Below are 22,642 nucleotides of genomic sequence, written 5' to 3'. Positions count from 1 at the left end.
GCCTTACCCGTTGCGCGTTCAGGTGGCCGAATGCCGACCCGATTTCCTCCTTTATTGCCCGGCTAATCCCGCAAAAAACTATCATATTATACATAATAAACAAGCATGAGCTGTCGCTTATGTATAATAAACAGACTCCGCTCTTCGAGGCGAAATTCCGACCGTGGAAAGTGGTAGCGCTACCATGACGTTATGTAAAGCGCCATTTACATTGCGTTGAGCTCGCTTCAGCGCGCCGTGCTTTCACGTCGCTTGAGTTCGAAGCCGAGGTCGACGACCCGCTGCTCCGGCCTGTTGCCCTCGATAGCCGCAAGCGCCATAGCGACAGCCCGCCGGCCGATCTCGTAGCGATAGGTCCGAACGCTGGTGACCGACGGGAAAGCAACCTCCATCATGTCCAGATCGTTGAAGCCGACGATGCCGATCGTCTTCGGCACGGCGATCGAAGCGCGATGGCATTGGAACAGCACGCCAAGCGCGATATCGTCATTGTTGCAGAATACCGCGTCGAGGCTCGGCACCTTGGCCAGCGCGTCGCGGAACAATTCGCGGCCGAGTGTCACGCTGGAGGGCACCGGCGTCGTGGTCGTGAGCCTCGGATCGAACAGGCCGGCCGCCTCCATCGCCGCGCGATAGCCGGCAAGCCGCCGCTGCGAACGCGGATCCATGCGCGCGCCGATGAAGCCGATCCGGCGATAGCCCGCCTCGATCAGATGTTCCGCCGCCGCCTTGCCGCCCTCGAAATGTGAGAAACCGACCATCATGTCGACCGGATCGGGCCCGGTCTCCATCACCTGCACCACCGGACAGCCTGCCGTTTCCAGCAGTTTTCGCGAGGCCGGCGTCTGGTCGATGCCGGCCACGATCAGCGCGGCCGGGCGTTGCGGGCCAAACACCTGCAGCAGCCGCTCTTCCTCGAGGCCGGAATAGTGGGTGTTGCCGAGCTGGATGCGGAAAGGGCCGTCCGACAGGCTGTCGTAGATGCCGCGCACCACTTCGGCAAAGACGTTGTTGGTAAGCGACGGTACCAGGACGCCAAACACCTCGGCGCGCGCCGAAGCCAGCGCCCGCGCGTTCGGGTCGGGCACATAGCCGAGCTCGTTCACCGCAGACTCGATCTGGCGGCGCAGATCTTCCGAGACACGCCCCGGCTCACGCAAGGCGCGCGATACGGTAATGGCGCCGACGCCGGCCTTGCGGGCGACATCGGCGATGGTCGGGCGGCCGCCGCCGCGGCGCGAGCGCGGCTTGATCACCGTATTGGTCCCGAAGCCGGGCAACCGCCCAGACGCGACCGTGAGACGATGTTCAGGGTCTTTGCCACTGCCGCCTTGCCAACCTGGCCCGTTGCCACACCTTGTCTGGCGTCGCGCAGCCTTCGGCTATTGTCAAGCGACGGCCGGAGAGACTGTGCCCGTATCGCCGTGCTTCAGGCCGTCACAGCAGCGCTGCGGCGGGCCTTCCACAGCAGCAGCGCCATGGCCAAAATGTTCAGCAGGTTCCAGGCAATGCCGTTGAGGAACGCGGCGGCATACGAACCGGTCAAATCGTAGATCCAGCCCGACATCCAGCCGCCGATTGCCATGCCGAAGATGGTCGCCATCATGACGATGCCGACGCGCTGGCCAGCCTCTTTGGCAGGCATATATTCGCGCACGATGATCGCATAACAGGGCACGATGCCGCCCTGCGACAGGCCGAAGACCAGCGAGACGACATAGAGCGAGGCAAGCCCGTCGAACGGGATGTAGAACAACAGCGACAGGCATTGCAGCACCGAGCCGATCAGCAGGGTTTTCACGCCGCCGATGCGATCGGCAAGGAAGCCCGAGCCAAGCCGGCTGACGACGCCCGCCGCCAGCATGATCGACAGCATATCGGCGCCATGCGCCACGCCGTAGCCGAGATCCATGCAGTAGGCGACGATATGGACTTGCGGCATCGACATCGCCACGCAGCAGCCGAGTCCGGCGACGATGAGCAGCGCCTGCAAGGCCGCCGGCGACAGCGAGATCGGCTGGACCACGCGGCTGCCCGGCGATCCGGGAGCCGCCTGGGGCGGTGCGCCGCGCCGGAGCAGCAGGATCAGCGGCACCATGGTGACCAGGCAGACGATGCCGATCGCGGCATAGGTGAAGCGCCAGCCTTCGGTCTGCATGACATAGGGCATCGCCGTCGGCCAGATCGCTCCGGCGAGATAGTTGCCGGACGCGGCGGCCGTCACCGCAACGCCGCGGCGCCGGTTGAACCAGTGCGAGATGTCGGCAATCAGCGGCCCGAAGATCGCCGACGAGCCGACGCCGATCAACAGGCCCTGGACAAGGGTGAACTGCAGGATAGAACTGGTCAGCGACGCCAGCAGGAACCCGGCGCCAAGCGTAATCGCGGCAATCAGCGCCGGAACCCAATACCCCACGCGGTCGATGGCGCGGCCGAACAGCACATTGCCGGCGGCAAAGCCGACCATGGTCGCGGTATAGGGCATCGAGGCAGCGGCGCGATCGACGCCGAATTCTGCCTGCACGGCGGGCAGCACCACGACCACCGCCCACATGCCGACCCCGCCTATGGTTGCCAGCAGCATCGAGACGCCGAGCCGTATCCAGGCATAGGCGCTGTCGATGCCGGAACTTCCTGCCTGGTTTGAGACGATTGGGGTCAAGAACGTTTCCTGTCCGCAGTTCTTAAATCGGCGGTTCTGACCACTATCAGGGCATTCGCATCGCGGAGCAGCGCCACGACAGGCCAATCCGTGGCTCCAGGGATTTGGGCCGAAGTGGAACAGGGGTGCGCCACCAGACGTTTTCCCGGCAACGACCTTGTGAAAGGAGTTTGCCATGACCGCGCAACGGAAATGGTCTGCCGACGTCACCGAGCATAGCGATGCGCTGGATCTCGAAGAGCACATCTTCGAGTCCCACGATCCGAGGAAGATCGCCGCCTCGCTGAAGCGGTCGGCCGAGCACAGCGACCGGCGCAAGGTGGGGCCGTTTCAGTCCGCCATGTCGATGCTGAATTTCTACATCAACCGCGCCGGCAAGAACCTGCCGGCGGCGCAGAAGAAAGTGCTGGAAGACGCAAAGGACGAACTGCGGGCCCTCTTCGGACGCCCCAAAGAGGACTAGGGGCCAACATTGGTTCTGCCAAATTCGGCTGAACTGGACCTAGTGACGGGTCCTCTTTGCCGCCAGTCTGCAGGTTCGGCTTGTATTCTCAAGCCCGCAAAAGCCTGGCGCCATGACGGTCAAGATCGGCATCAATCCCATCACCTGGAGCAATGACGACGTTCCGGCGCTTGGCGGCGATACGCCCTTGGAGACCTGCCTGGCGGAAACCGCACAGGCCGGTTATCGCGGCACCGAGCTCGGCGGGAAATTTCCGCGCCAGGCTGAAGTGCTTGGCCCGCTCCTGTCATCCTATGGCCTGGAACTCGTCTCCGGCTGGTATGATGGCCGCATCCTCGACCGCACGGTCGAAGAGGAATTCGCGGCGATTACCCCGCATCTGGCGTTGCTGCGCGACCTCGGCGCCAAGATCGTCGTCTACGCCGACACCTCACGCGGTCGCCATGACGGCATTTTCGCACCGATCTCCGAGCGTCCGCGCCTCGGCGACGGCGACTGGCGGGCCTATGGCGAGAAACTGACCGCCCTCGCCGACAGCATGGCCGCATTCGGGGTCGGCATGGCCTTCCACCACCACATGGGTACCTTCGTCGAGACGGACGATGAAGTCGACAGGCTGATGGCGGCGACGGGCCGAAGCGTCGGCCTTTTGTTCGATACCGGCCACTGCCTGTTTTCGGGCGGCGACCCGCAATCGCTGTTGCAGCGGCATCTCGACCGTATCGTGCATTTCCATTGCAAGGATGTTCGCACGGCGGTGCTGGAAAAGGCACGCCGCGAGGACATGAGCTTCATGGCGGCGGTAGTGGACGGCATTTTTACCGTGCCCGGCGATGGCTCGGTCGATTTCCTGTCATTGCTGAAACCCCTCGCCGCGCGCGGCTATGAAGGTTGGATCGTTGTCGAGGCTGAGCAGGATCCGGCCAAGGCGCATCCGCTGACCTATGCCAGCAAGGGCTATTTCTCGCTGCTCGCCACCGCCCGGCAGGCCGGCTTCGAAGTGGCGACGCGGCAGGCAAACTGACCGGCCCGCATTGCGAGCCGGAGGAACACAATGGGCGCGCGCCTCGATGGGGTTAGCGACGCGAATGCGCCCGGCGGTCCGCCCCGCCTTGCGCCCGGCGCGGCGCGTATCGCAGAATCCCGGCTCTGGATTTCAAACCCCGACGTTCGAGCTTGAGGCCGGCCGGAAGCCGTGCCTTGATGCAACCGAGGAGGAGCGACATGGCTTTCGAAGCTGCGCTTGGCATGGAACGGCTTTGCACCATCCGGGAGATTGCCGAGAAGGCGGAACTTGGCGCCGCCACCGTTCATCGCGCGCTGAAGAACAGCCGCGAGGTCCACCCCGAAACCAGGCGACTGGTGCTTGATACCGTCTGTCGGCTCAACGAGGAAAAGATCGCCCGCGCCGCCCGGTTCGTCGGGGGATAGTGCCTTGGCCGACCACATGCGCCTTTCCCTCGACATCATGTCGGTCGACCGCGCTTCGGAAGAACCGATGCATCGTCAGATCTACGGCGCCTTGCGACGCTTCATCCTTGACGGCCAAATCCCGCAGAACACGCTGCTGCCGTCGACGCGCTCGCTGGCCGAAGACCTCAAGGTCGGGCGCAACACGGTCATCGCCGCCTATGACCAGCTCCTTGCCGAAGGTTTTATCGAGGCGCGCGCCGGATCGGGCACCTGGGTAGCGCCGATCCAGCAGAACCGTCCCTTGGCATCGCTGCGCGCCGGACTGGCAGCGCCGCAAAAACTGTCGCGGCGCGGCCAGACCATCGTCAACGGCCCGCAACCGCCGCGTAATGCCGGCGTCATCAATTTCCATCCCGGCGTGCCTGAAACGGCGTCGTTTCCGTTCACCATCTGGTCAAGCCTTCTGGTGCGTAATGCACGCAGCCGCGACGAGAGCCTGCTTGGCTATCTCTCCTTTGCCGGCCACCCCGGCCTGCGTCAGGCCATTGCCTCGACCATCGGCCTGTCGCGCGGCATCAGCTGCACCGCCGACCAGGTGATCATCGTCACCGGTGCACAAGCAGCACTCGATCTCGTCTCGCGCGTGCTGATGGACGAAGGCGACCATGTCTGGATGGAGGAGCCCGGCTATCTCGGCGCCAAGAGCGCCTTTCTCGCCAGCGGCGCCAGGCTGGCACCGTTGAAGGTCGACCGGCGTGGCTGGCATCTTGCCGATCCGGAGCTGCCGCCGCCGCGGCTGATCTATGTGACGCCATCCTGCCAATGGCCGTTCGGCACCATCATGCGCATCGAGGAGCGATTGCAGTTGCTCGACATCGCCGAACGCAACGGCGCCTGGATCGTCGAGGATGACTATGACGGCGAATACCGGTTCCGCGGCCGGCCGGTGCCGGCGCTGCGCGGGCTCGATCATGCCGACCGCGTCGTCTATATCGGCAGCTTCGGCAAGACGCTGATCCCGGCGCTGCGCATCGGCTATCTGATCGTGCCGCGCGAACTGTCGGTGCCGTTCGACCGGGCGGTGAGCATCACCGGCCAGTTCGCGCCGCTGATCCTGCAGGCAACGGTCAACGATTTCATCACGCAGGGCTATTTCGCCACGCACCTCAAACGCATGCGCCGGCTCTACGCGCGCCGGCAGGCGAACTTCGTCAAGCTGTGCCAGGAGCATCTGGCGGAATGGCTGACCGTCACGGAAAACGATTCCGGCATGCAGCTGCTGGCGAGCTTCGTCAGGCCCTACAAGGACAGCGACGTGGTCGCCGCCGCCGTCAAGGAGGGGCTCGACGTCCAGGGCATCTCGATCAACTACCATTCCACAGAACCCGAGCACGGCCTGCTGCTCGGCTATGCGGCAATGGACGAACGCCAGATCCTGCGCGCGGTGCTGGCGCTGCGCGCCGCGTTCCTAAGGTTGGACAGAAGCTAGAGCCAGGCTTCCCCAATCCGGGCTTTCCGGCGCCGGCGCATGTTGCCTGGCAAGATCGGGAATCCCTAGGATCCCGGCTAGCGACGCCGATGCAGCCAAGGCAGCGCCCGCTTCGCTCTCTTGGCGCGAAGAGATCGCCCCCACGGATCAGCCGCGCGCGCTTACCCTACTGCTTGATCTCGGGTTCGACGAGTTTCGCCAGATTTCGCAGCGACTCCTGCCAGCCGAGATAGCAGGCCTCAACCGGGATGGCATCTGGAATACCGGCCTGCGTGATATTCACTTCGGTGCCGACCGACACTTTCTTCAATGTCACGGTCACCTCGATCTCGCCGGGCAGGTTGGGGTCGTCGAACCGGTCGGTGTAGCGCAGCTGCTCATTGGGCACGAGCTCGACATATTCGCCCCCGAACGAGTGGCTGTCGCCGGTGGTGAAGTTGCGGAAGGACATTTTGAACGTACCGCCGACTTTCGCCTCGAAGTGATGAACCGTGCAGGTGAAGCCGTTCGGCGGCAGCCATTTCGCAAGTGCATCCGCTTCGAGGAACGCGCGGTAGACTTTCTCCGGCCTGGTTGTCAGAACGCGGTGCAGACGTACGGTGCCGGGCATATCGTTAATCCTCCGTGGTTGGTGATCGATGCCCCTAGGACGAGCGGGAGCCCGGCCTATCCGACACGGGCCTGCGGATTTTTTGACGACCGGTTATGCCGGCCGGAATCCCCGCCCGGCCGCCGGACAAGGAACTCGGCCGCAGGGTAGCAAACCGCGTCGGAACTGGTCTAGTTCACACTGTCGAACTTCTGCAGATCAACCGGTGCCGCTTTGCGCAATTCGACATCATCCAGCGAAGCATTTTCCAGCGCCACCCGCGCCGCCGCGTCGATGTTGTGGATCATGTCCTGAATATCGGTATCGTCATGCGCCGGGTTCATGGCGATCATCACCGTGCGATTGAGGATGTCGAGCGAGCGCTTGCCGAGGTCGTCGGCGTAATCCAGCCGCAGGCCCTGGTTCTCGGGCAATGCATAAGGATTGAGCGCCGGATGATGCGCCCCTTCATGCATCAGCACCTGGTCCCACTGGGTGAAATTGTGACGGCCGGTCTTGCCGGCAACGACGCTCGGAATGGTCTTCGAAAAAGTCTGCGCCGCCTGCTCGCTCGGCAGTAGGTACATCACCTGTGCGGCGCAATCGTCGTCCGGGCTGTTCATCGGCGACGGTGTCAGACCGAGATTGCCGAGATGGCGGGTGCCGGCCAGCACCATCTTCTTCTCGGCGCGCATCGCCTCGATGATGCCGTCCAGTCGATCGAGTTGGACGTTGAGCATCGCCCCCATCAGTTCGGAAGCACGCGCGCCGATGCCGGCGAAGGGTTTGATGCTGTCGCTTCTGCCCTGCCAGTAGAAATGGCAAGGGTCGATGGCGCAGCGCGCCCGCTCCGCCACTTTCGGGTCGCTGGTGGCAATGCCGCCGCCCTCGCCCGAGGTCATGTTCTTGAAGTAGTTGAAGGAATAGGCGCCGGCATGGCCGATCGAGCCGAGCTTGCGGCCCTCATAGCCGCCGCCGATGCCTTGGCAGACATCCTCGAGCACCAGCAAGCCGCGCTTGGCAGCAATGTCCATGATCGCATTCATGTTGCAGGCCGCGCCCCACATATGCACCGGGATGACCGCCCTGGTGCGCGGCCCGATGGCATCGCGCAAGGCGACGGGATCGATGGTCAGGCTCTCGTCGATGTCGACGATGACGGGAATGGCCCCGACCGACAGCACCGCGGTCGCTGTCGCCATATAGGTGTGCGCGGGCACCAGGACCTCGTCCCCCGGACCGATGCCGAGCCCGATCAGGCCGGCCGCGAGCCCATAGGTGCCGCTGGCGGCCAGTGCGAAATGCTCGACGCCAAGATGCTGCGCATAGCGGGCCTCGAAGCGGTCGCATTCGCTGTCCTTGCCGTAACGAAACAGCGCGCCCGAGCGGATCACCCTGGCAATGGCTTCGATTTCCTCTTCGCCGGCGGTGTACATGGCAGGCCTCCAAGTTACTTGGTAGTTTGGGTCACTTGGTAATGTGGGTCGCTTGATGGTGTGGACAGCTGTAGGCTTGTGGGCACAGTTTGGAAGAACCACTCCGCCGCTATTCGACCAAGCCATCTGCGCCCGGAAGACGGTTCCTATGAGTGGTTTTGAACCCTGATTGGGGAAATCGGCAGCTAAGTGTCTCAGCCGGCAGGCAAATCGTACCCATCCGAATTCGCCAAAGTGGCCCTGTCGGAAAGCCAGCTTTCGGCGTTCCATTCCGGCCAGTTGGGCAAACGGTTGGTTCCATGAAATACGGGACACACTTTGGAAGACCCTCGAGACCGGCGCGCCGGCGGAAAGGCCGACATTCGTGAACGCCGCCGGCTCCAGCAAACGGATCGTGCTCCACGAGGACGATGTCGGCATGTGCCACGGCGCCAACAGCGCCTTTCTCGAATTGAACGGGCTAGGTGTCTGCAGTTCCGGCGCGGTGATGGTGCCGTGCCCGTGGTTCCTCGAAATGGCCGAAAGCGCCGCAGCCAACCCTGGCCTTGACCTTGGCGTCCACCTGACGCTGAACAGCGAGAAACAGCACTACAAATGGCGGCCGCTGACCGCGCCGTCGCGGGCGGCCGGCCTGACCGACGAGTTCGGCTTCTTATGGCCCGACGTGGCGACCACGCGCCGCAAGGCGGTGCCGCAGGCGGTCGAGGCCGAGCTTCGCGCCCAGATCGACACCGCCTATCGCGCCGGCATCGACGTCACCCACCTCGACGCGCATATGGGCGCAGCATTGTCGCCCGAATTTTGCGACATCTACATCAAGCTCGGGCTCGAATATCAGCTGCCCGTGCTGCTGACCAAGACCCTGTCCGCTTATTCCCCCAACGACAATCTGGTCGGCGTCACCGAGGAGGCGTTCCAGCGCGGCGTGGCGCTGGCCCGCGCCGGCGGCTTTGCCATTTTCGACGCCGCCATCCAGACGACCTGGGGCCGGCCGCGCTCCAGGCCGATCGAGCCCGTTTACAAAGCGCTCATCGAGGGTGTGCGCGAGGGCCTGACTTTCTTTTGCCTGCATTGCAACGCGCCCGGTGAACTCGAGCTGATCGAGCCGCGCTCCGCCTATATCCGCACCGAAGAGTACGAGCTGTTCTGCGACCAGGGCTTTCGCGACTGGCTCGCCGCACAGCCGATCGATGTCATCGGCATGAAGCCGTTGCGCGAGGAGCTTCGCGCAGCACTCTCGGCCGGGCGATCGTCAACATCAGCCCGCGGCAACAACGCGGGCGAACAGCGATTGACGTCGGCAAAGGCCCGCAAAGCGGCCACCCGATCCGCGACGTGAGCCGATCGTCGCGGCCGGAAAACGGCGCCAGAGGGATTGGAACTGCAACGACAAATGGGAGAATAAGATGAAAACTCTTCTGAAAGCGGCATTGGGCGCCTTCGTCACAGCGGGCCTGATGACAGGCATTGCATATGCCGCGGGCCTCAAGGATCCGAAGGACGTCCACATCACGTTCGTCGTGCATGGGTCGGCGTCCGATCCCTATTGGTCGGTGGTCAAGCGCGGCGTCGATGACGCGGCCGCCCTCACCGGCGCCAAGGTCGAATATTACGCGCCGCAGGTCTTCGACGTGGTCGAGCAGGCCCGGCTTCTGGACGCCGCCATCGCCACCAAGCCGGACGGCATCGCGGTCTCCATCGCCGACGCCAATGCACTCGGCAAATCCGTCAAATCCGGGCTTGCCGCCAATATTCCGATGGTGGTTCTGGATTCCGGCGAGAAGGAAGGCGCCGAGCTCGGCACCACGCTCTATGTCGGCACCGTTTCCGAATATGATTCCGGCAAGAAGGCCGGCGAGCGGCTGGCCAAGGAAGGCACGCTCAAGGTCGTCTGCATCAACCACGAGGTCGGCAATGTCAGCCTCGACCAGCGCTGCCAGGGCCTCAATGACGGGCTGAAGCCATCCGGCGGCGGCACCGAGGTTCTGGCCGTGGCGCCCGATCCGGCCGACATCCAGCGCCGCACCGAAGCCTATCTGTCGGCGCATCCCGACACCCAAGCCGTCTTTGCGCTTGGTGCCACCGCCGCCAATCCGCTGATCCCGATGTTCCGCGACAAGGAACTGTTCGGCAAGCTCAAGCTCTACACTTTCGACATCAGCCCGGAGGTCCTCGACTCTGTCGTCGCCGGCGAAATGGGCTTCGGTATGGATGCCCAGCAATATCTGATGGGCTATCTGCCGGTGATCTATCTGGTCGAGCAGGCGACGCACGGCTTCTGGCCGCAGAACAACGCCTATACCGGGCCGCTGTTCATCGACTCGCCCGAAAAAGCCAAGGCGATCCTGGCCCTCGCCAAAGAGGGCATCCGCTAGGCCAGCACTCCGACGGAACGGGAGAATGCGCCAGGCGCTCTCCCGATCCGTTCGAAGATTGCGAATTGAGCGATTGGAGAGCCTAATGGCGGTCGTGGAAGACAAGGCGATACCTCCGGGCGAACTGAAGGCGACCGACCGCTTCGGCATGACGTCGAAGCGGGCCGCCGGCGCCGACGAGCGGCTGGCCAGCACCGGCAAGCTGACCCAGTGGCTGCGCCGGCCGGAAGCCGGTGCTGCCGGCGGGCTGCTTGCGACGATCATCATCTTTGCGCTGCTGCCGGGCGCGGCGAACCTCTATTCGCTGCAGGGGTCGATGACCTTCCTGACGCTGTCGGCGGAGCTCGGCATCGTCGCCACGGCAGCAGCACTTCTCATCATCGCCGGCGAGTTCGACCTTTCGGTTGGCTCCATGGTCGGCTTTGCCGGTGTCGTCATCGGGCTAACTGTGAAGTACTGGGGCCTGCCGCTATGGGGCGGCATCGCCTGTGCCTTCGCCGTTGCCATCCTCACCGGCTATCTCAACGGCCTGATCGTGGTGAAGACGCGCCTGCCCTCCTTCATCGTCACGCTCGCCACGCTCTATATCCTGCGCGGACTGTCGATCGGCATCACCCGCGCCGTCACCGGCCGCACCCAAATTCCCTACATCCTCGAAGGCGTACCAGACCCGGCGACGGCCGGCATTTTCAACGGCCATCTGCTCACCGGCCTGTTCCACTGGATGGGCGCGCAAGGCTGGATCGGCACCCGCAGCGACGGCATTCCCTTCGTCGCCGGCATTCCGATGTCGATCGTCTGGTGGCTTGGCCTGACGGCGCTGGCCGGCTACGTGCTCACCCAGACGAAATACGGCAACTGGATCTTCGCCACCGGTGGCGACCTGATCGCAGCTCGCAACGTCGGCGTGCCGGTCGATCGCGTCAAGATCAGCCTGTTCGTCTACACCGCTTGCGCGGCGACGCTGCTTGCCACCATCCAGGTGATGGAGGCGGGCTCCGCCGACACCACGCGCGGCCTGCTCAAGGAGTTCGAGGCGATCATCGCCGCCGTCATCGGCGGCGTGCTGCTCACCGGCGGCTACGGCACAGTCTATGGTGTGCTGTTCGGCGCGCTGATCTTCGGGCTGGTGCAGATGGGCATCTTCTACACCGGCATCGACACCGACTGGTTCAAGGTCTTCCTCGGCATCGTCATCCTGATGGCCGTGCTGGTCAACAACTACATCAGGCTGAAGGCGCTCGGCCGCGGAGGTGGCAAATGACCGAGCGGGCCCAAATGAGCGAACCGGCCCAAATGACCGAACCCGCAATGGAACTGCGCGGCGTCAGCGTCAATTTCGGCTCGGTGCGCGCGCTCCAGGACATCGACATCAAGGTCTATCCGGGCGAGGTCCACTGCCTGCTCGGCGACAACGGCGCCGGCAAGTCGACGCTGATCAAGGTTCTGTCCGGCGTCTACCGGCCGAGCAAAGGCGAAATCCTGGTCGACGGCAGACCGGTCACCTTCCGCAGCCCGCGCGACGCGCAGGAACTCGGCGTGGCAACGGTGTTCCAGGATCTCGGCATGATCTCGCTGATGTCGATCACCCGCAACTTCTTCCTCGGCCGCGAACCGACCAAAAGCAGCCTGCCCTTCTCGCGCATCGACAAGGAGCGCGCCAACACCATCGCCAGACAGGCAATGGCCGATATCGGCATCGATGTGCGCGACCCGACGCAAGCCGTCGGCACGCTGTCGGGCGGCGAGCGCCAGTCGGTGGCGATCGCCCGCGCCGTGCATTTTGGCGCGCGCGTGCTGATCCTTGACGAGCCGACCTCGGCACTCGGCGTCCACCAGGCGGCGATGGTGCTGAAGTTCATCATCGAAGCACGCATGCGGGGCCTGGCCGTGATCTTCATCAGCCACAACATCCACCATGCCTATCCGGTCGGCGACACCTTCACGCTGCTCAACCGCGGCCGCAATCGCGGTACCTACGCCAAATCGGACATCTCGCGCGACGAGGTCATCTCGATCATGTCGGGTGGCGAGGATCTGAAGGCGGTCGAGGCGGAGATTGCCGGCCTGCTCGCCCAGATCGGCAACCGGCCGCCTGCGGCGGCTTGAGCTGACAATCGGACATCGCGGGGATGATGGCATGAGCAGGTTACGCGTCGGGGTCGTCGGCGCCGGCATGATCTCGCAGGTCGAGCATATTCCCAATCTGCTGCGCCTCGGTGAGTTGTTCGAGCTGGTCGGCGTCGCCGATCCGTCCAGGATTTCGCGGCAGTTCGTCACCGACACCCATGGCATCGCCAATTTCGAAACGATCGACCAGCTCGTCGACCAGCGCCTCGACGCGGTAGTGATCGGCTCGCCGGACCCATTGCATCACGAACAGGTGCTGGCGGCGCTGGCGCGCGGCCTGCATGTCTTTTGCGAAAAGCCGCTCTGCTATTCCCTGGCGGAAATCGCCGAGATCGTCGCCGCGCGCGATGCCGCCAGGAAAATCATGCAAGTCGGCTACATGAAGCGCTTCGATCCGAGCTACCGGCTGGCGCTCGCTTCGCTGCCGGGGACATCGAGCACGCTGCGCTCGGTCTCGGTGGAAGTGAACGATCCCGACGCCTGGCCGTTCATCGCCCACCTGCCCTACAGGCGCGGCACCGATATCCCGAAGGACATGGTCGCCGCTGTCGCCGCCAAGCAGAAGCGCCAGGTCGAACAAGCCATTGGCGTGCCTTTCACTGATCTCGCTTTCCGTGGATTTACCGGCGCTTACAGCTCGGCCTTGATTCACGATGTCAATGCCGTTCACGGCCTGCTCGATGCGCTCGGCGTGCCGGACGGCGAGATCGTCGGCGCGCAGATCTTTGCCAATGGCGACGGCGGCCAGGGCGCCGTCAAGCTGCTGGACGGACAGGCGCTGTGGACCATGACCCATCTTACCGTACCTAAGCTCGCCGACTACAAGGAGCGGATCACGCTGTTCTTCGACGATGCCAGCCTGGAACTCGAATTCCCCTCGCCCTGGCTCAACCATCATCCGACCCGGCTGACGGTGACGACCTCGCACGGTCACACGCTGTCGAAGAAAGATTTGCGCGCCGGCTACGCGGAAGCCTTCGTCGAGGAGATGCGTGGCTTCTGGGCGGCGATCGTCAATGGCGACCCCGTCGTCAACCCGCCCGAACACGCCGCCCGCGATCAGGCCTTGCTGCTCGGGCTGACCCGGCGGCATCTCGCGACCGGACCGTTCGACTGAGCACTCAAACCGGGAGCCGAACGGCGGCTATCTGGACTTGATGACGCCGTCGGTATTGGCCAGCAGCTTGCGCACTGCATTGCGTGCCGCGTCCGGCCGCTGCAGGCGGATGCTCTTCTCGATTGCCTCATGCAGCCTCTGCGCATGCTGCAAATCGTCGAGTTCCCGGGTCGTAAAAGCGAACAGATGATCGAACGCCGATTCGATCAGCACGCCGAGCGGCACCAGCAGATCGTTGCCCGAGGCGCGCAGGATGGCGAGATGAAACCGCGTGTCGGCGCGGGTGCGCTCCTGCAGGTTGGTCGCCTCGCCCATCTCGCGGCAGGCCTGGCTGATCTCGGCCATCTGCTCGTCGGTGCGCCGCATGGCGGCAAAGGCGCTGGCCTCCGGCTCGATGATGTGGCGGAATTCCTGCACCGTCCTGAGGAACACCTCGCGGTCCGGCGAGGTCGCGTACCAGGCCAGCACATCGCGATCGAGCAGGTTCCAGCGCTCCTTCGGCTCGACCCAGCTGCCGATTTTGGGACGTGACGACAAAAGGCTCTTCGCCATCAGCATCTTGATGGCTTCGCGCACCGCCGAGCGGCTGACGTCGAAGGTCTCGGACCATTTGGCTTCGTTGGGCAGGATGGTTCCCGGCGGATAGTCGCCGCGCACGATCCTCAGCCCGATTTCGTTGGCCAGCGACGCATGCACGCTCGACCCCGGCATGCGCGCCGCATCGGCGCGGCGAATACCGCTCGTGCGTTCGGCGAACGCCTCGGCCGCTGTCTTTCCCTTATTCGGCTTCGCGTCCTGCATGGCTCCACAAAGTCCGGATTTGGAGGCGTGTCAAGGAGATGAAATCGACGGCAATATCTCGGTTTGATTTTCCGTATCCGTCGCCTCGCCGACACCGCGCTTTGCCGGGCGTTCACGCCGGGGAGGCACGAACGGCTTCTCTTTGTCCCGACTGAATTCCTCGATCAGGAAATCAAGGAAGACGCGGATTTTCGGGGCAAGATGCTGCCGTGCCGGATAGACCGCGTAGAGTGTGGTTTCGACCTTGTCCCAGTCATCCAGAGCCGATTGCAGCCGGCCTGCTTTCAGGTCGCTTTCGACATAGGGATAGGGGATCAGGCTGACGCCGAAGCCGGCGCGCAGCGCATCGCGCACGGCAAGGCTCGAGGAGACCGAATATCGTCCGTCGATGGCGATCCGCTCGCTGCGGCCGTCCTTGCGGAATTCCCATATGTCCGCATGCCCCGAGAGGCTGAACCGGATGCAATTGGCCGCCTTCAAATCGGCAGGCGTTTGAGGCCGGCCGTGCTGCTCGAAGTAGGCAGGAGCTGCACAAAGCACGTGCGGCATGACCGCAAGCTTTCTGGCGACCAGGCTGGAATCCTCGAGATTGTCGCTGCCGCGAATGGCAAGGTCAAATCCCTCCCGCACGATATCGACGCGCCTGTCATCAAGATGCAGGTCGAGTTTCAAATCGGGATAGCGCGATAGAAACGCGGGAATGGCAGCCGAAAGCCGCGTCAACGTGACAGTCATCGGCGCGCTGACCCGCAACGTGCCGCTCGGCGCCGTCTTGATCGGGCCGAGGACCTGGTCGGCCCTGGCCAGCGCATCGAGCCCCTGCGTGACATGCTCCAGATAGATCCTGCCTTCTTCGGTCAGGGCCATCCGCCGCGTCGTCCGGTTGATGAGCCGCACCCCCAGATGCGCCTCCAGCTCGGCGATGTTCTTGCTGATCGCGGGAGGCGAGAGACCGAGCCGCCGTCCGGCTTCGGCAAAGCTGTTCAGTTCCGCCACATGACGGAAAACCTGCAACGCAGTCAGGCGATCCACTGCACCATTCTCTCCCAGTAAACAATGTCTTTCAATTGTCACATATTATCGTCTGTTGGTAAATTCCATATCTGCTTCCCGAACAACTTTCTCAATTTCGGAATGATATGATGACCAACCCCACAATCTCCCTTATCGAGCGACGCATGTCGGCCAATCGGTTCGATGCCTCGTACGCATTGACGGATGCCGAGGTCGAGGAACTGGCACGTCTCGCAACCCGCGCGCCAACCGCCTACAACCTTCAGAACTGGTGGTTCATCGCCGTGCGGACGCCGGAAGCAAAGGCGCGGTTGCGCAGCGTGGCCCATGGCCAGGCCAAGGTGCAGGAAGCAGCGGTCACCTTCATCGTCTGCGGCGTATTGCCCGACCACGCTGCCCTCACAGCAAGGCTGCATCCTTTCGTGCAAGCCGGCTTCATGCCGGCGGATATGGCTTCGGGCTGGCAGGAAGGCGCCCGCGCACAATATGCCGATCCTCGGGCAGCCCGCGACGAAGCGGTGCGCTCGGCAACGCTTGGCGCTGCAACGCTGATTTTTGCAGCCGAAGCGCTGGGGCTCGTCGCTGGTCCGATGGGAGGCTTCGATGCCGAAGGCGTGGCCCGCGAGTTTGGCCTTGGACTGAATGAAGTGCCGGTGATGCTCATCGCGGTCGGCCGCGCCGCGCCCGGCAACTGGCCGCAAAAGCCGCGCCGCCCTCTTGCCGAAGTACTGGAAATCTTATGAAAACGCGCCGTTTCGATCTGTTGCTGACAGCCATTGCACCCGCGATATGGGGCAGCACCTATATCGTCACCACCCAGTTCCTGCCCAACTTTTCGCCGATGACGGTCGCAATGCTGCGTGCCTTGCCCGCCGGATTGCTGCTGCTGGCGATCGTTCGGCAACTGCCAACGGGCATCTGGTGGCTGCGCAGTTTCGTCCTCGGAGCCCTCAACATCTCGATCTTCCTGAGCATGTTGTTTGTCGCCGCCTACCGGCTTCCGGGCGGGGTCGCCGCGACGGTGCTGTCGGTCCAGCCGTTGATCGTGATTTTCCTTGCCGCTGCCCTGCTTGCCAGCCCTGTCCGACCGTTAGCGATCGTCGCTGCCCTTGTCGGGATCGCCGGTGTTGCATTGCTGGTGCTGACCCCGAACGCGACGCTCGATGCGGTCGGCGTTGCCGCCGGCCTCGCCGGGGCGGCCTCCATGGCCTTCGGAAGCGTATTGGCCCGTAGGTGGCAACCGCCAGTATCGCTGCTTACCTTTACGGCATGGCAGCTGACTGCCGGTGGTCTGCTTCTCGTTCCGGTGGCGCTGCTTTTCGAGCCTTCCATCCCGCTCCCGACCGGCACCAACCTGCTTGGACTGACGTGGCTCGGCCTGATCGGCGCGGCGCTGACCTATGTCCTCTGGTTCCGGGGCATTGCGCGACTGGAATCCGCAGTGGTGTCATCGCTGCTTTTCCTCAGCCCGGTGACCGCCGTGCTGCTTGGATGGGTATTCCTGGATCAGACACTGACCTTGCCTCAAATCGCCGGCGTCGTTTTCGTCATCGGCAGCATCTGGCTGGCTCAACGCCCGAATCGCAACGAGTCCTGATGCATGTCGCGCAAAAGTGTGCAGCGGTTTTGCGATACGACATGCATCAAAACAAGAACCTGAAGCGCGTAGCATGAGGCCGGTCGAACGCCACGCGTTTTAGGCCGCCGACTTGTGTCGGCGGATTGTTCGGCACTATGGTCCAGCGGCATAGCCGGAGGATCCGCCGATGCCACAACGCCCCTATGATGGGCGCCTGCTCCGTCAGGCGTTCGAAGTCGCGCGCAAGGCCCGCGATGCCGGCGAACATCCCTTTGGTTCGCTCCTCGCTGACAAGGACGGCAATGTTTTGCGCGAGCAGCCCAACGCTTACAAAGCCGGCGGGGGCGACCGCACCGCTCATGCCGAAAGGCTGCTGGCCTCATGGGCAGGGATGAATTTCAGTCTCGAAAAGCTGGCCTCCTGCACACTCTATACTTCGGCCGAACCTTGCGCGATGTGCTCCGGCACAATCTATTGGGCGGGCATCGGACGGGTCGTCTTTGGCCAGAGCGAACATGACCTCAAGGCATCGACGGGTGCACATGTCGAGAATCCTACACTCGACCTGCCCTGCAGGATCGTCTTCGAAGCCGGGCAGCGTCCGACTGAAGTCGTCGGTCCGCTGCTTGCCGATGAAGCGGCGCAACTCCAGGCCGAATTCTGGAAAGACAATTAGGGTTCAGGACTCGTTGATGCAGAGGCAGAGGCGACTGCTGACGTGGACTACGACCTAGGACGTAGACTCATGTCGTTTAGCACCCGCCGATCATCGACGCGCGGCACCCCTCGCGGCTTGTTGGGCAACAGCGGCTCGATCACGGGCCATCCGATGTCGGTCAGATCATATCGGCTCATGCTGAGCCTGAATCAGATTCCTCCGCAATATGAAAGTCCCGGTCGGAAAACGACCCCATTGCGGACCTACGCCCAACAAGGATATGTTGCCGCCGCGCGCGTAGGCATCCCGCTTCACCATCGCGCATGTTCCATGAAAGCAAAGAATAGATTCGACTCGCTCATGCACGCGGTCTGTGTTGGTCATGGCTATTGTGGAGGAAGGCACGGCGACAAGTTCATGCATGTCACCGATTTTATTCCTCAAGCCGGTGATGTTACAGCGGATCAATTCGTGGAGTGGGTATTTCTAGCTGAATATGAGAATGAAAGTGAACGAATGTCTCCCAGGTGGGATCGGCATCGCCAGAGGATACGAGACTTTTTCGTTGAGCATATGGGATCAGACGTCGTCGATGCCAGCCAACTAAAATGGGGCGTGAAGGGCTAAGCCAACCCCTTTACTCTGCTTCCCACCCATCACGGTCATACCGCATTTATGAGTTTACGGCTTAGAGGCCGGTGAGCAATTTCTTAAGTAGAGCATTAAGAGTTTCCTGCTCCGCCGGCGTCAGCACGGAGATTAATTGCTCTTCCAGCGCCACCATTGGACCAATCAAATCGTCGATCGCGCGCTTGCCGCCAGTCGTCAGCGCAATTTGCTTGCCGCGCCGGTCGTCGGGATCGGGGCGTCGTTCAACCAGCCCGGCGCGCTCCAGCCGGTCCAGGCGGCTCGTCATGCCGCCCGAGGAGATCATTGCCGATTCGTAGAGCTGAGTGGGTGAGAGCATATAGGGTTCACCGGCGCGCCTGAGCGGCGTGAGCACATCAAACTCACCTACATTCAGCCCTGCGTCTTTGAGCAACGGGTTCATGTGATCGCGGATAACCCGCGCGGCGGCATCAAGCAGACGACCTACCGTTTCAACAGGCAGCAACGGAAGATCGGGGCGCTCGCGGGCCCACTCCTTAGCTGCGGCCTCGGCGCGATCCATGGCAAATGTTCCCTTGGCAAAATGTATCTTGCAATCAAGATACATTGCATCTACTTACATCGCAGCGAGATAATAACTCAGCGCGCGCCCCTGGAGAAGGAGAAATCGATGCCCAAAATGATTTTCGTGAACCTGCCTGTCCGTGACCTGTCGGCGTCGACGGCGTTCTACGTGGCGCTAGGCGGCACTGTGAACCCGCAGTTTTCTGGCGAAAAATCCACCTCGCTCATGTTCTCGGACACGATCGGGGTGATGCTGCTGACCCATGACCACTACCGCGAATTCACCACACGCCCAATCGGCGACGCACGGCGCGACAGCCAGGCAATGATCGTCCTCACTGTCGATAACCGCGACGCCGTCGATGCAACACTGACCAGCGCGGTTGCGGCGGGCGGTCGCGCCGATCCCAACCCGGCGCAGGATCTTGGCTTCATGTATAACCGCCACATTGAAGACCCAGATGGCTACGTCTGGGAAATAGTCTGGATGAACCAGACGGCGAACGCCTGAACGTAGGGTGTGGGCGCATCGATCGTAGCGGGTCCTGAGCCCAGCCTCATGACCAGCAATTGCGGGCTGGCCCAGTGCCGGCTCCGCGTCAGCTGCCTCCGTCAGCTCGTCTTGACATATTTCCGCCAGCTGTGTTCCGGCCGGAAGCCGAGCATGTTGCGCGCCTTGCGGTTGGAGAGCAGCGTCTCGTATTCGCCAAGTTCGCCCTTGACCGGCACATCGGGGTAAAACCGCTTCAAAAGTTCGGCTGTCGGCAGGTCGGACGAGGTGTCGTCATTGGCGGCGTTGAACACCTGATAGCCGAGCCCGTCCTTTTCGATGGCGCGCAGCGTGATCTGGCCGAGGTCGCGCGCGTCGATATAGCTCCAGGCAATGCGCTTGCGGAAACCCGGATCGGCGAACCATTTCGGAAACAGCGAATATTCATGCGGCTCGATGACGTTGCCGATGCGCAAGGCATAGATGTCGAAGCCATCGCGTTGTGCAAACGCCCGCGCGGTCTTCTCGTTGACGACCTTGGACAGCGCGTAGCTGTCCATCGGATCGACGTCGTACTCCTCGTCGAGCGGAAAATGCGTCGGATCGCGCGGTTCGTTGGCGAAGACCAGGCCGTAGGTCGTCTCGCTGGAGGCGATCACCACCTTGCGGATACCGAGCTTCACTGCGGCCTCGATGACATTGTAGGTGCCGAGCGCGTTGATGCGGAACACCTCGTTGTCGGGCGTGATCATGATGCGCGGGATCGCCGCGAAATGCACCACGGCATCGACCGGCTGCGAACGCAGCGACGGATCGAATTCATGCAGGCCGATATAGCTCGACAGCGCGTTGAACACCTGCCCGCTGTCGGTGATGTCGGTGATCAGCGTGCGCACCTTGGGATTGTCGAGCGGCTTGGTGTCGATGTTGAGCACCTGGCAGCCCTGCTCGACCAGATACTGCACGACGTGGCGCCCGGCCTTGCCGCTGCCGCCGGTGAACATGATCCGCTTCGTCATTTTGCTCTCCCTGGAATTCACGTGTATTGTCAGACAATATCGAACTCTGCAATCGCCTGCCACGGCATGCGGCAAAAACCCGCTTCAACAATTCGCCGGCAAGGTGCAGCGCCGTCATCCATCACTGCAAATAGGACGAAACGACATGAACACTACCGCCGCGAGCGAAAAGATCGGCTTCATCGGGCTGGGCCTGATGGGGCACGGCATAGCGAAGAACATCGTCGACAAGGGCTATCCGTTGACGTTTCTCGGCCGCAAGAACCGCGCACCGGCGGAAGACCTGCTCGGCCGCGGCGCCAAGGAAGCGGCGACCTCGCGCGACGTCGCCGCGGCATCCGATATCGTCTTCATCTGCGTCACCGGCTCGCGCGAGGTCGAAGCCATCATCCGCGGCCCAGGCGGCCTCAAGGAAGGCCTGAAGCCAGGATCGGTCGCCGTCGACTGCTCGACCTCGGATCCTGTCTCGACGGTGGCGCTGGCCGCCGAACTCAAGGCGCTCGGCGTCGACTATGTCGATGCCCCGCTCAGCCGCACCCCGAAGGAGGCCTGGGAAGGCACGCTCGATGCCATGGTCGGCGCGCCCGACGCGGTCTTTGCCCGGCTGAAGCCGGTGCTCGACACCTGGGCCGGGCGCATCGTCCATATCGGCGACACCGGTGACGGCCATCGCATGAAGCTGCTCAACAACTTCATTTCGCTCGGCTACGCTGCGATCTATTCCGAGGCGCTGGCGCTGGCGCAGAAGGTCGGCATCTCGCCGCCGCGCTTCGACAGCGTCATCCGCAACGGCCGCATGGATTGCGGCTTCTACCAGACCTTCATGCGCTGGACGCTGGAAGGCGACCGCGACGCGCACAAATTCAGCATCGCCAACGCCTTCAAGGATCTCACCTATCTCGAATCGATGGCGGGTGCTGCCGGCATCGCCAACCCACTCGGCAACGCCACCAAAAACGCCTTCGCCGCCGCCTTCGCGGCCGGCCCCGCCGACCAATATGTGCCGATGCTGGCCACGCATATCGGCAAGGTCAACGGCGTCGACCTGATGCCGACCAGGGATGGCAAGAAGCAGACGATCTGAGGCGGCCGATCAGCTCCCTGCCACGCAAGCTCACTTCATTCCGAGGCGTAAGCGCCACCGGCGAAGCTGCCGACCTCCCTGAGACAGTGCAATCGCACACCGGCAAGCGCCCCCTCACCTGGATAGCCAACCGAATTGCGAAGGGCAATTCGGGGCAATCCGACCTCTCCCCAAGGGGAGAGGAGGTCGCCAGCGCCGGCGTCAGCCTCTTCTCCCCAGCGGGGAGAAGGTGGCCGCGAAGCGGCCGGATGAGGGGGACTCCCTACGCGATTTGCCCTGCCTTGTCGGGGGAGATGCCCGGCAGGGCAGAGGGGGTGCTGTCCCTCAGACCTCAGATCGGCAACACTGCAATTTCAAAGCCAGAAACAAAAAACCCGCCTCGGTGGGCGGGTCGTCGGCGCCAATCAGCACCATAGCCAAATTAGTAGCATAGCTGCCGGCACAAAGCAAGAACAAAATACGCTGCGGCGGTAAAAAAGTCCGAATCCCTGGCCCATCCGAGGTCGCCGCCCTCATTGCCTAACGTTGATGATTAGCGAAAGCCGAAGTGGCATCCAATCTCCCCCCTCGTGGGGGAGATGTCCGGCAGGACAGAGAGGGGCGCGAAGGAATGCCGAGTTTTGCAATCGTTCGGAGCAATGCCAGCCCTGGTGCAACCATCACCGCCGCGACCGCCCGATAACATCGTCGGTGTTGGCGAGAAGCCTGTGCACCGCGGCACGGGCTGCGGCGGGCCGCTGCAGGCGGATGTTCTTCTCGATCGCCTCGTGGAGTGCCTGCGCCCGACGCTGGTCGCTGGTTTCGCGTGTGACGAAAACAAAGAGGTGATCGAGCGCCGATTCGATCAGCACGCCGAGCGGCACCAGCAGATCGTTGCCCGAGGCGCGCAGGATGGCGAGGTGGAACCGCGTGTCGGCGCGCGTTCGCTCCTGCAGGTTGGTCGCTTCGCCCATTTCGCGACAGGCCTGGCTGATCTCGGCCATCTGCTCGTCGGTGCGCCGCATCGCGGCAAAGGCGCTGGCCTCCGGCTCGATGATGTGGCGGAATTCCTGCACCGTCCTGAGAAACACCTCGCGGTCCGGCGAGGTCGCGTACCAGGCCAGCACATCGCGATCGAGCAGGTTCCAGCGCTCCTTCGGCTCGACCCAGC

General features: G+C 63.0%; 24 protein-coding genes and 1 pseudogene. 15 read left to right on the top strand and 10 right to left on the bottom strand.

Features of this window, described 5'->3' with window-relative positions; translation table 11 throughout:
* Positions 1-227: 227 nt before the first annotated feature.
* Both gntR and NKH91_RS09310 read right to left on the bottom strand, forming a co-directional pair.
* Entirely contained in the window at positions 228-1,256 is a 1,029-nt protein-coding gene (gene gntR, locus NKH91_RS09315; protein ID WP_352844539.1) for an HTH-type transcriptional regulator GntR, read from the bottom strand.
* A 173-nt stretch (positions 1,257-1,429) separates the two neighbouring features.
* Positions 1,430-2,662, bottom strand: a complete 1,233-nt coding sequence (locus tag NKH91_RS09310) for an MFS transporter (RefSeq protein WP_352844540.1) — start codon at positions 2,660-2,662, stop codon at positions 1,430-1,432.
* 175 nt (positions 2,663-2,837) lie between these two features.
* Between NKH91_RS09310 and NKH91_RS09305 the strand changes: the two genes are divergently transcribed.
* From NKH91_RS09305 to mocR, 4 genes are all read left to right on the top strand, one after another.
* Positions 2,838-3,125, top strand: coding sequence for a DUF3175 domain-containing protein (locus tag NKH91_RS09305; protein ID WP_352844541.1), 288 nt, complete (start codon positions 2,838-2,840; stop codon positions 3,123-3,125).
* A 112-nt stretch (positions 3,126-3,237) separates the two neighbouring features.
* A complete protein-coding gene (iolE, locus tag NKH91_RS09300; protein WP_352844542.1) occupies positions 3,238-4,149 on the top strand; it encodes a myo-inosose-2 dehydratase in 912 nt (303 codons plus the stop codon).
* A gap of 200 nt (positions 4,150-4,349) precedes the next feature.
* Positions 4,350-4,556 (top strand): LacI family DNA-binding transcriptional regulator, encoded by a 207-nt coding sequence (locus tag NKH91_RS09295; RefSeq protein WP_023721239.1) that lies wholly within the window; start codon positions 4,350-4,352, stop codon positions 4,554-4,556.
* 4 nt (positions 4,557-4,560) lie between these two features.
* Positions 4,561-6,027 carry a rhizopine catabolism transcriptional regulator MocR gene (gene mocR / locus NKH91_RS09290; RefSeq protein WP_245274662.1) on the top strand — a complete coding sequence of 489 codons (1,467 nt, stop codon included), beginning with the start codon at positions 4,561-4,563 and terminating at the stop codon, positions 6,025-6,027.
* 166 nt (positions 6,028-6,193) lie between these two features.
* Here mocR and NKH91_RS09285 read toward each other — a convergent pair whose 3' ends face one another.
* Positions 6,194-6,637, bottom strand: coding sequence for an SRPBCC family protein (locus NKH91_RS09285; protein ID WP_352844543.1), 444 nt, complete (start codon positions 6,635-6,637; stop codon positions 6,194-6,196).
* A 170-nt stretch (positions 6,638-6,807) separates the two neighbouring features.
* Positions 6,808-8,052, bottom strand: coding sequence for a DegT/DnrJ/EryC1/StrS family aminotransferase (locus tag NKH91_RS09280; protein WP_023721241.1), 1,245 nt, complete (start codon positions 8,050-8,052; stop codon positions 6,808-6,810).
* Positions 8,053-8,416: 364 nt separating this feature from the next.
* Here NKH91_RS09280 and NKH91_RS09275 point away from each other — a divergent pair, with 364 nt between their 5' ends.
* From NKH91_RS09275 to NKH91_RS09255, 5 genes are all read left to right on the top strand, one after another.
* Complete coding sequence (locus NKH91_RS09275) at positions 8,417-9,391, top strand: polysaccharide deacetylase family protein (protein WP_352844544.1); 975 nt, start codon at positions 8,417-8,419, stop codon at positions 9,389-9,391.
* A 67-nt stretch (positions 9,392-9,458) separates the two neighbouring features.
* Positions 9,459-10,427 carry a rhizopine catabolism ABC transporter substrate-binding protein gene (locus NKH91_RS09270; RefSeq protein ID WP_023721243.1) on the top strand — a complete coding sequence of 323 codons (969 nt, stop codon included), beginning with the start codon at positions 9,459-9,461 and terminating at the stop codon, positions 10,425-10,427.
* Between the two features lie 148 nt (positions 10,428-10,575).
* Positions 10,576-11,691, top strand: a complete 1,116-nt coding sequence (locus tag NKH91_RS09265; RefSeq protein ID WP_352547088.1) for an ABC transporter permease — start codon at positions 10,576-10,578, stop codon at positions 11,689-11,691.
* Positions 11,692-11,723: 32 nt separating this feature from the next.
* Positions 11,724-12,536, top strand: coding sequence for an ATP-binding cassette domain-containing protein (locus NKH91_RS09260; protein ID WP_352844545.1), 813 nt, complete (start codon positions 11,724-11,726; stop codon positions 12,534-12,536).
* 31 nt (positions 12,537-12,567) lie between these two features.
* Entirely contained in the window at positions 12,568-13,674 is a 1,107-nt protein-coding gene (locus NKH91_RS09255; RefSeq protein WP_352844546.1) for a Gfo/Idh/MocA family protein, read from the top strand.
* Positions 13,675-13,701: 27 nt separating this feature from the next.
* On the opposite strand, the gene NKH91_RS09250 is transcribed toward NKH91_RS09255, so the two are convergent.
* Together NKH91_RS09250 and NKH91_RS09245 are read right to left on the bottom strand one after the other, a co-directional pair.
* Positions 13,702-14,475: a FadR/GntR family transcriptional regulator gene (locus NKH91_RS09250; protein WP_023721247.1), complete on the bottom strand. Its 774-nt coding sequence runs from the start codon at positions 14,473-14,475 to the stop codon at positions 13,702-13,704.
* A gap of 30 nt (positions 14,476-14,505) precedes the next feature.
* On the bottom strand, positions 14,506-15,507 hold the full coding sequence (locus tag NKH91_RS09245) for a LysR family transcriptional regulator (RefSeq protein ID WP_352481571.1): 1,002 nt from the start codon (positions 15,505-15,507) through the stop codon (positions 14,506-14,508).
* A 110-nt stretch (positions 15,508-15,617) separates the two neighbouring features.
* On the opposite strand from NKH91_RS09245, the gene NKH91_RS09240 reads away from it, so the two are divergent.
* From NKH91_RS09240 to NKH91_RS09230, 3 genes are all read left to right on the top strand, one after another.
* Positions 15,618-16,232, top strand: coding sequence for a nitroreductase family protein (locus tag NKH91_RS09240; protein WP_352844548.1), 615 nt, complete (start codon positions 15,618-15,620; stop codon positions 16,230-16,232).
* Positions 16,229-17,086, top strand: coding sequence for an EamA family transporter (locus tag NKH91_RS09235; protein ID WP_352844549.1), 858 nt, complete (start codon positions 16,229-16,231; stop codon positions 17,084-17,086). Before NKH91_RS09240 ends, NKH91_RS09235 begins: the two co-directional genes overlap by 4 nt.
* 169 nt (positions 17,087-17,255) lie before the next feature.
* Positions 17,256-17,744 carry a nucleoside deaminase gene (locus NKH91_RS09230; RefSeq protein ID WP_352844550.1) on the top strand — a complete coding sequence of 163 codons (489 nt, stop codon included), beginning with the start codon at positions 17,256-17,258 and terminating at the stop codon, positions 17,742-17,744.
* Between the two features lie 74 nt (positions 17,745-17,818).
* Here the strand turns inward: NKH91_RS09230 and NKH91_RS09225 are convergent.
* Positions 17,819-17,923: pseudogene (locus tag NKH91_RS09225) on the bottom strand (IS5/IS1182 family transposase); the annotation flags it as partial.
* Between the two features lie 58 nt (positions 17,924-17,981).
* Here NKH91_RS09225 and NKH91_RS09220 point away from each other — a divergent pair.
* Positions 17,982-18,353, top strand: a complete 372-nt coding sequence (locus tag NKH91_RS09220) for a hypothetical protein (RefSeq protein WP_352815688.1) — start codon at positions 17,982-17,984, stop codon at positions 18,351-18,353.
* Between the two features lie 61 nt (positions 18,354-18,414).
* Here NKH91_RS09220 and NKH91_RS09215 read toward each other — a convergent pair whose 3' ends face one another.
* A complete protein-coding gene (locus NKH91_RS09215; RefSeq protein WP_352815686.1) occupies positions 18,415-18,897 on the bottom strand; it encodes a MarR family winged helix-turn-helix transcriptional regulator in 483 nt (160 codons plus the stop codon).
* Positions 18,898-19,005: 108 nt separating this feature from the next.
* Here NKH91_RS09215 and NKH91_RS09210 point away from each other — a divergent pair, with 108 nt between their 5' ends.
* A complete protein-coding gene (locus tag NKH91_RS09210; RefSeq protein ID WP_352815684.1) occupies positions 19,006-19,410 on the top strand; it encodes a VOC family protein in 405 nt (134 codons plus the stop codon).
* A gap of 101 nt (positions 19,411-19,511) precedes the next feature.
* Here the strand turns inward: NKH91_RS09210 and NKH91_RS09205 are convergent, their stop codons facing one another.
* Complete coding sequence (locus NKH91_RS09205) at positions 19,512-20,408, bottom strand: NAD-dependent epimerase/dehydratase family protein (protein ID WP_352844551.1); 897 nt, start codon at positions 20,406-20,408, stop codon at positions 19,512-19,514.
* A gap of 145 nt (positions 20,409-20,553) precedes the next feature.
* Between NKH91_RS09205 and NKH91_RS09200 the strand changes: the two genes are divergently transcribed.
* Positions 20,554-21,492: an NAD(P)-dependent oxidoreductase gene (locus NKH91_RS09200; protein ID WP_352844552.1), complete on the top strand. Its 939-nt coding sequence runs from the start codon at positions 20,554-20,556 to the stop codon at positions 21,490-21,492.
* A gap of 659 nt (positions 21,493-22,151) precedes the next feature.
* Here NKH91_RS09200 and NKH91_RS09195 read toward each other — a convergent pair.
* Positions 22,152-22,642, bottom strand: a 491-nt coding sequence (locus NKH91_RS09195) for a FadR/GntR family transcriptional regulator (RefSeq protein ID WP_352950966.1), incomplete at its 5' end; no start/stop codon positions are given.

This window comes from Mesorhizobium sp. M0894 (assembly GCF_040319725.1).
Lineage (GTDB): Bacteria > Pseudomonadota > Alphaproteobacteria > Rhizobiales > Rhizobiaceae > Mesorhizobium.
The sequence above is the reverse complement of the archived record's forward strand: the minus strand, read 5'-3'. Positions and strand labels throughout refer to the sequence as shown.

What these genes read in the sequence shown, in the direction of transcription:
- NKH91_RS09305 (WP_352844541.1), top strand. Translation starts at nt 2,838, where the DNA reads ATGACCGCGCAACGGAAATGGTCTGCCGACGTCACCGAGCATAGCGAT.
- iolE (WP_352844542.1), top strand. Translation starts at nt 3,238, where the DNA reads ATGACGGTCAAGATCGGCATCAATCCCATCACCTGGAGCAATGACGAC.
- NKH91_RS09295 (WP_023721239.1), top strand. Translation starts at nt 4,350, where the DNA reads ATGGCTTTCGAAGCTGCGCTTGGCATGGAACGGCTTTGCACCATCCGG.
- NKH91_RS09285 (WP_352844543.1), bottom strand. Translation starts at nt 6,637, where the DNA reads ATGCCCGGCACCGTACGTCTGCACCGCGTTCTGACAACCAGGCCGGAG.
- NKH91_RS09280 (WP_023721241.1), bottom strand. Translation starts at nt 8,052, where the DNA reads ATGTACACCGCCGGCGAAGAGGAAATCGAAGCCATTGCCAGGGTGATC.
- NKH91_RS09270 (WP_023721243.1), top strand. Translation starts at nt 9,459, where the DNA reads ATGAAAACTCTTCTGAAAGCGGCATTGGGCGCCTTCGTCACAGCGGGC.
- NKH91_RS09265 (WP_352547088.1), top strand. Translation starts at nt 10,576, where the DNA reads ATGACGTCGAAGCGGGCCGCCGGCGCCGACGAGCGGCTGGCCAGCACC.
- NKH91_RS09260 (WP_352844545.1), top strand. Translation starts at nt 11,724, where the DNA reads ATGACCGAACCCGCAATGGAACTGCGCGGCGTCAGCGTCAATTTCGGC.
- NKH91_RS09255 (WP_352844546.1), top strand. Translation starts at nt 12,568, where the DNA reads ATGAGCAGGTTACGCGTCGGGGTCGTCGGCGCCGGCATGATCTCGCAG.
- NKH91_RS09250 (WP_023721247.1), bottom strand. Translation starts at nt 14,475, where the DNA reads ATGCAGGACGCGAAGCCGAATAAGGGAAAGACAGCGGCCGAGGCGTTC.
- NKH91_RS09240 (WP_352844548.1), top strand. Translation starts at nt 15,618, where the DNA reads ATGACCAACCCCACAATCTCCCTTATCGAGCGACGCATGTCGGCCAAT.
- NKH91_RS09235 (WP_352844549.1), top strand. Translation starts at nt 16,229, where the DNA reads ATGAAAACGCGCCGTTTCGATCTGTTGCTGACAGCCATTGCACCCGCG.
- NKH91_RS09230 (WP_352844550.1), top strand. Translation starts at nt 17,256, where the DNA reads ATGCCACAACGCCCCTATGATGGGCGCCTGCTCCGTCAGGCGTTCGAA.
- NKH91_RS09215 (WP_352815686.1), bottom strand. Translation starts at nt 18,897, where the DNA reads ATGGATCGCGCCGAGGCCGCAGCTAAGGAGTGGGCCCGCGAGCGCCCC.
- NKH91_RS09210 (WP_352815684.1), top strand. Translation starts at nt 19,006, where the DNA reads ATGCCCAAAATGATTTTCGTGAACCTGCCTGTCCGTGACCTGTCGGCG.
- NKH91_RS09205 (WP_352844551.1), bottom strand. Translation starts at nt 20,408, where the DNA reads ATGACGAAGCGGATCATGTTCACCGGCGGCAGCGGCAAGGCCGGGCGC.
- NKH91_RS09200 (WP_352844552.1), top strand. Translation starts at nt 20,554, where the DNA reads ATGAACACTACCGCCGCGAGCGAAAAGATCGGCTTCATCGGGCTGGGC.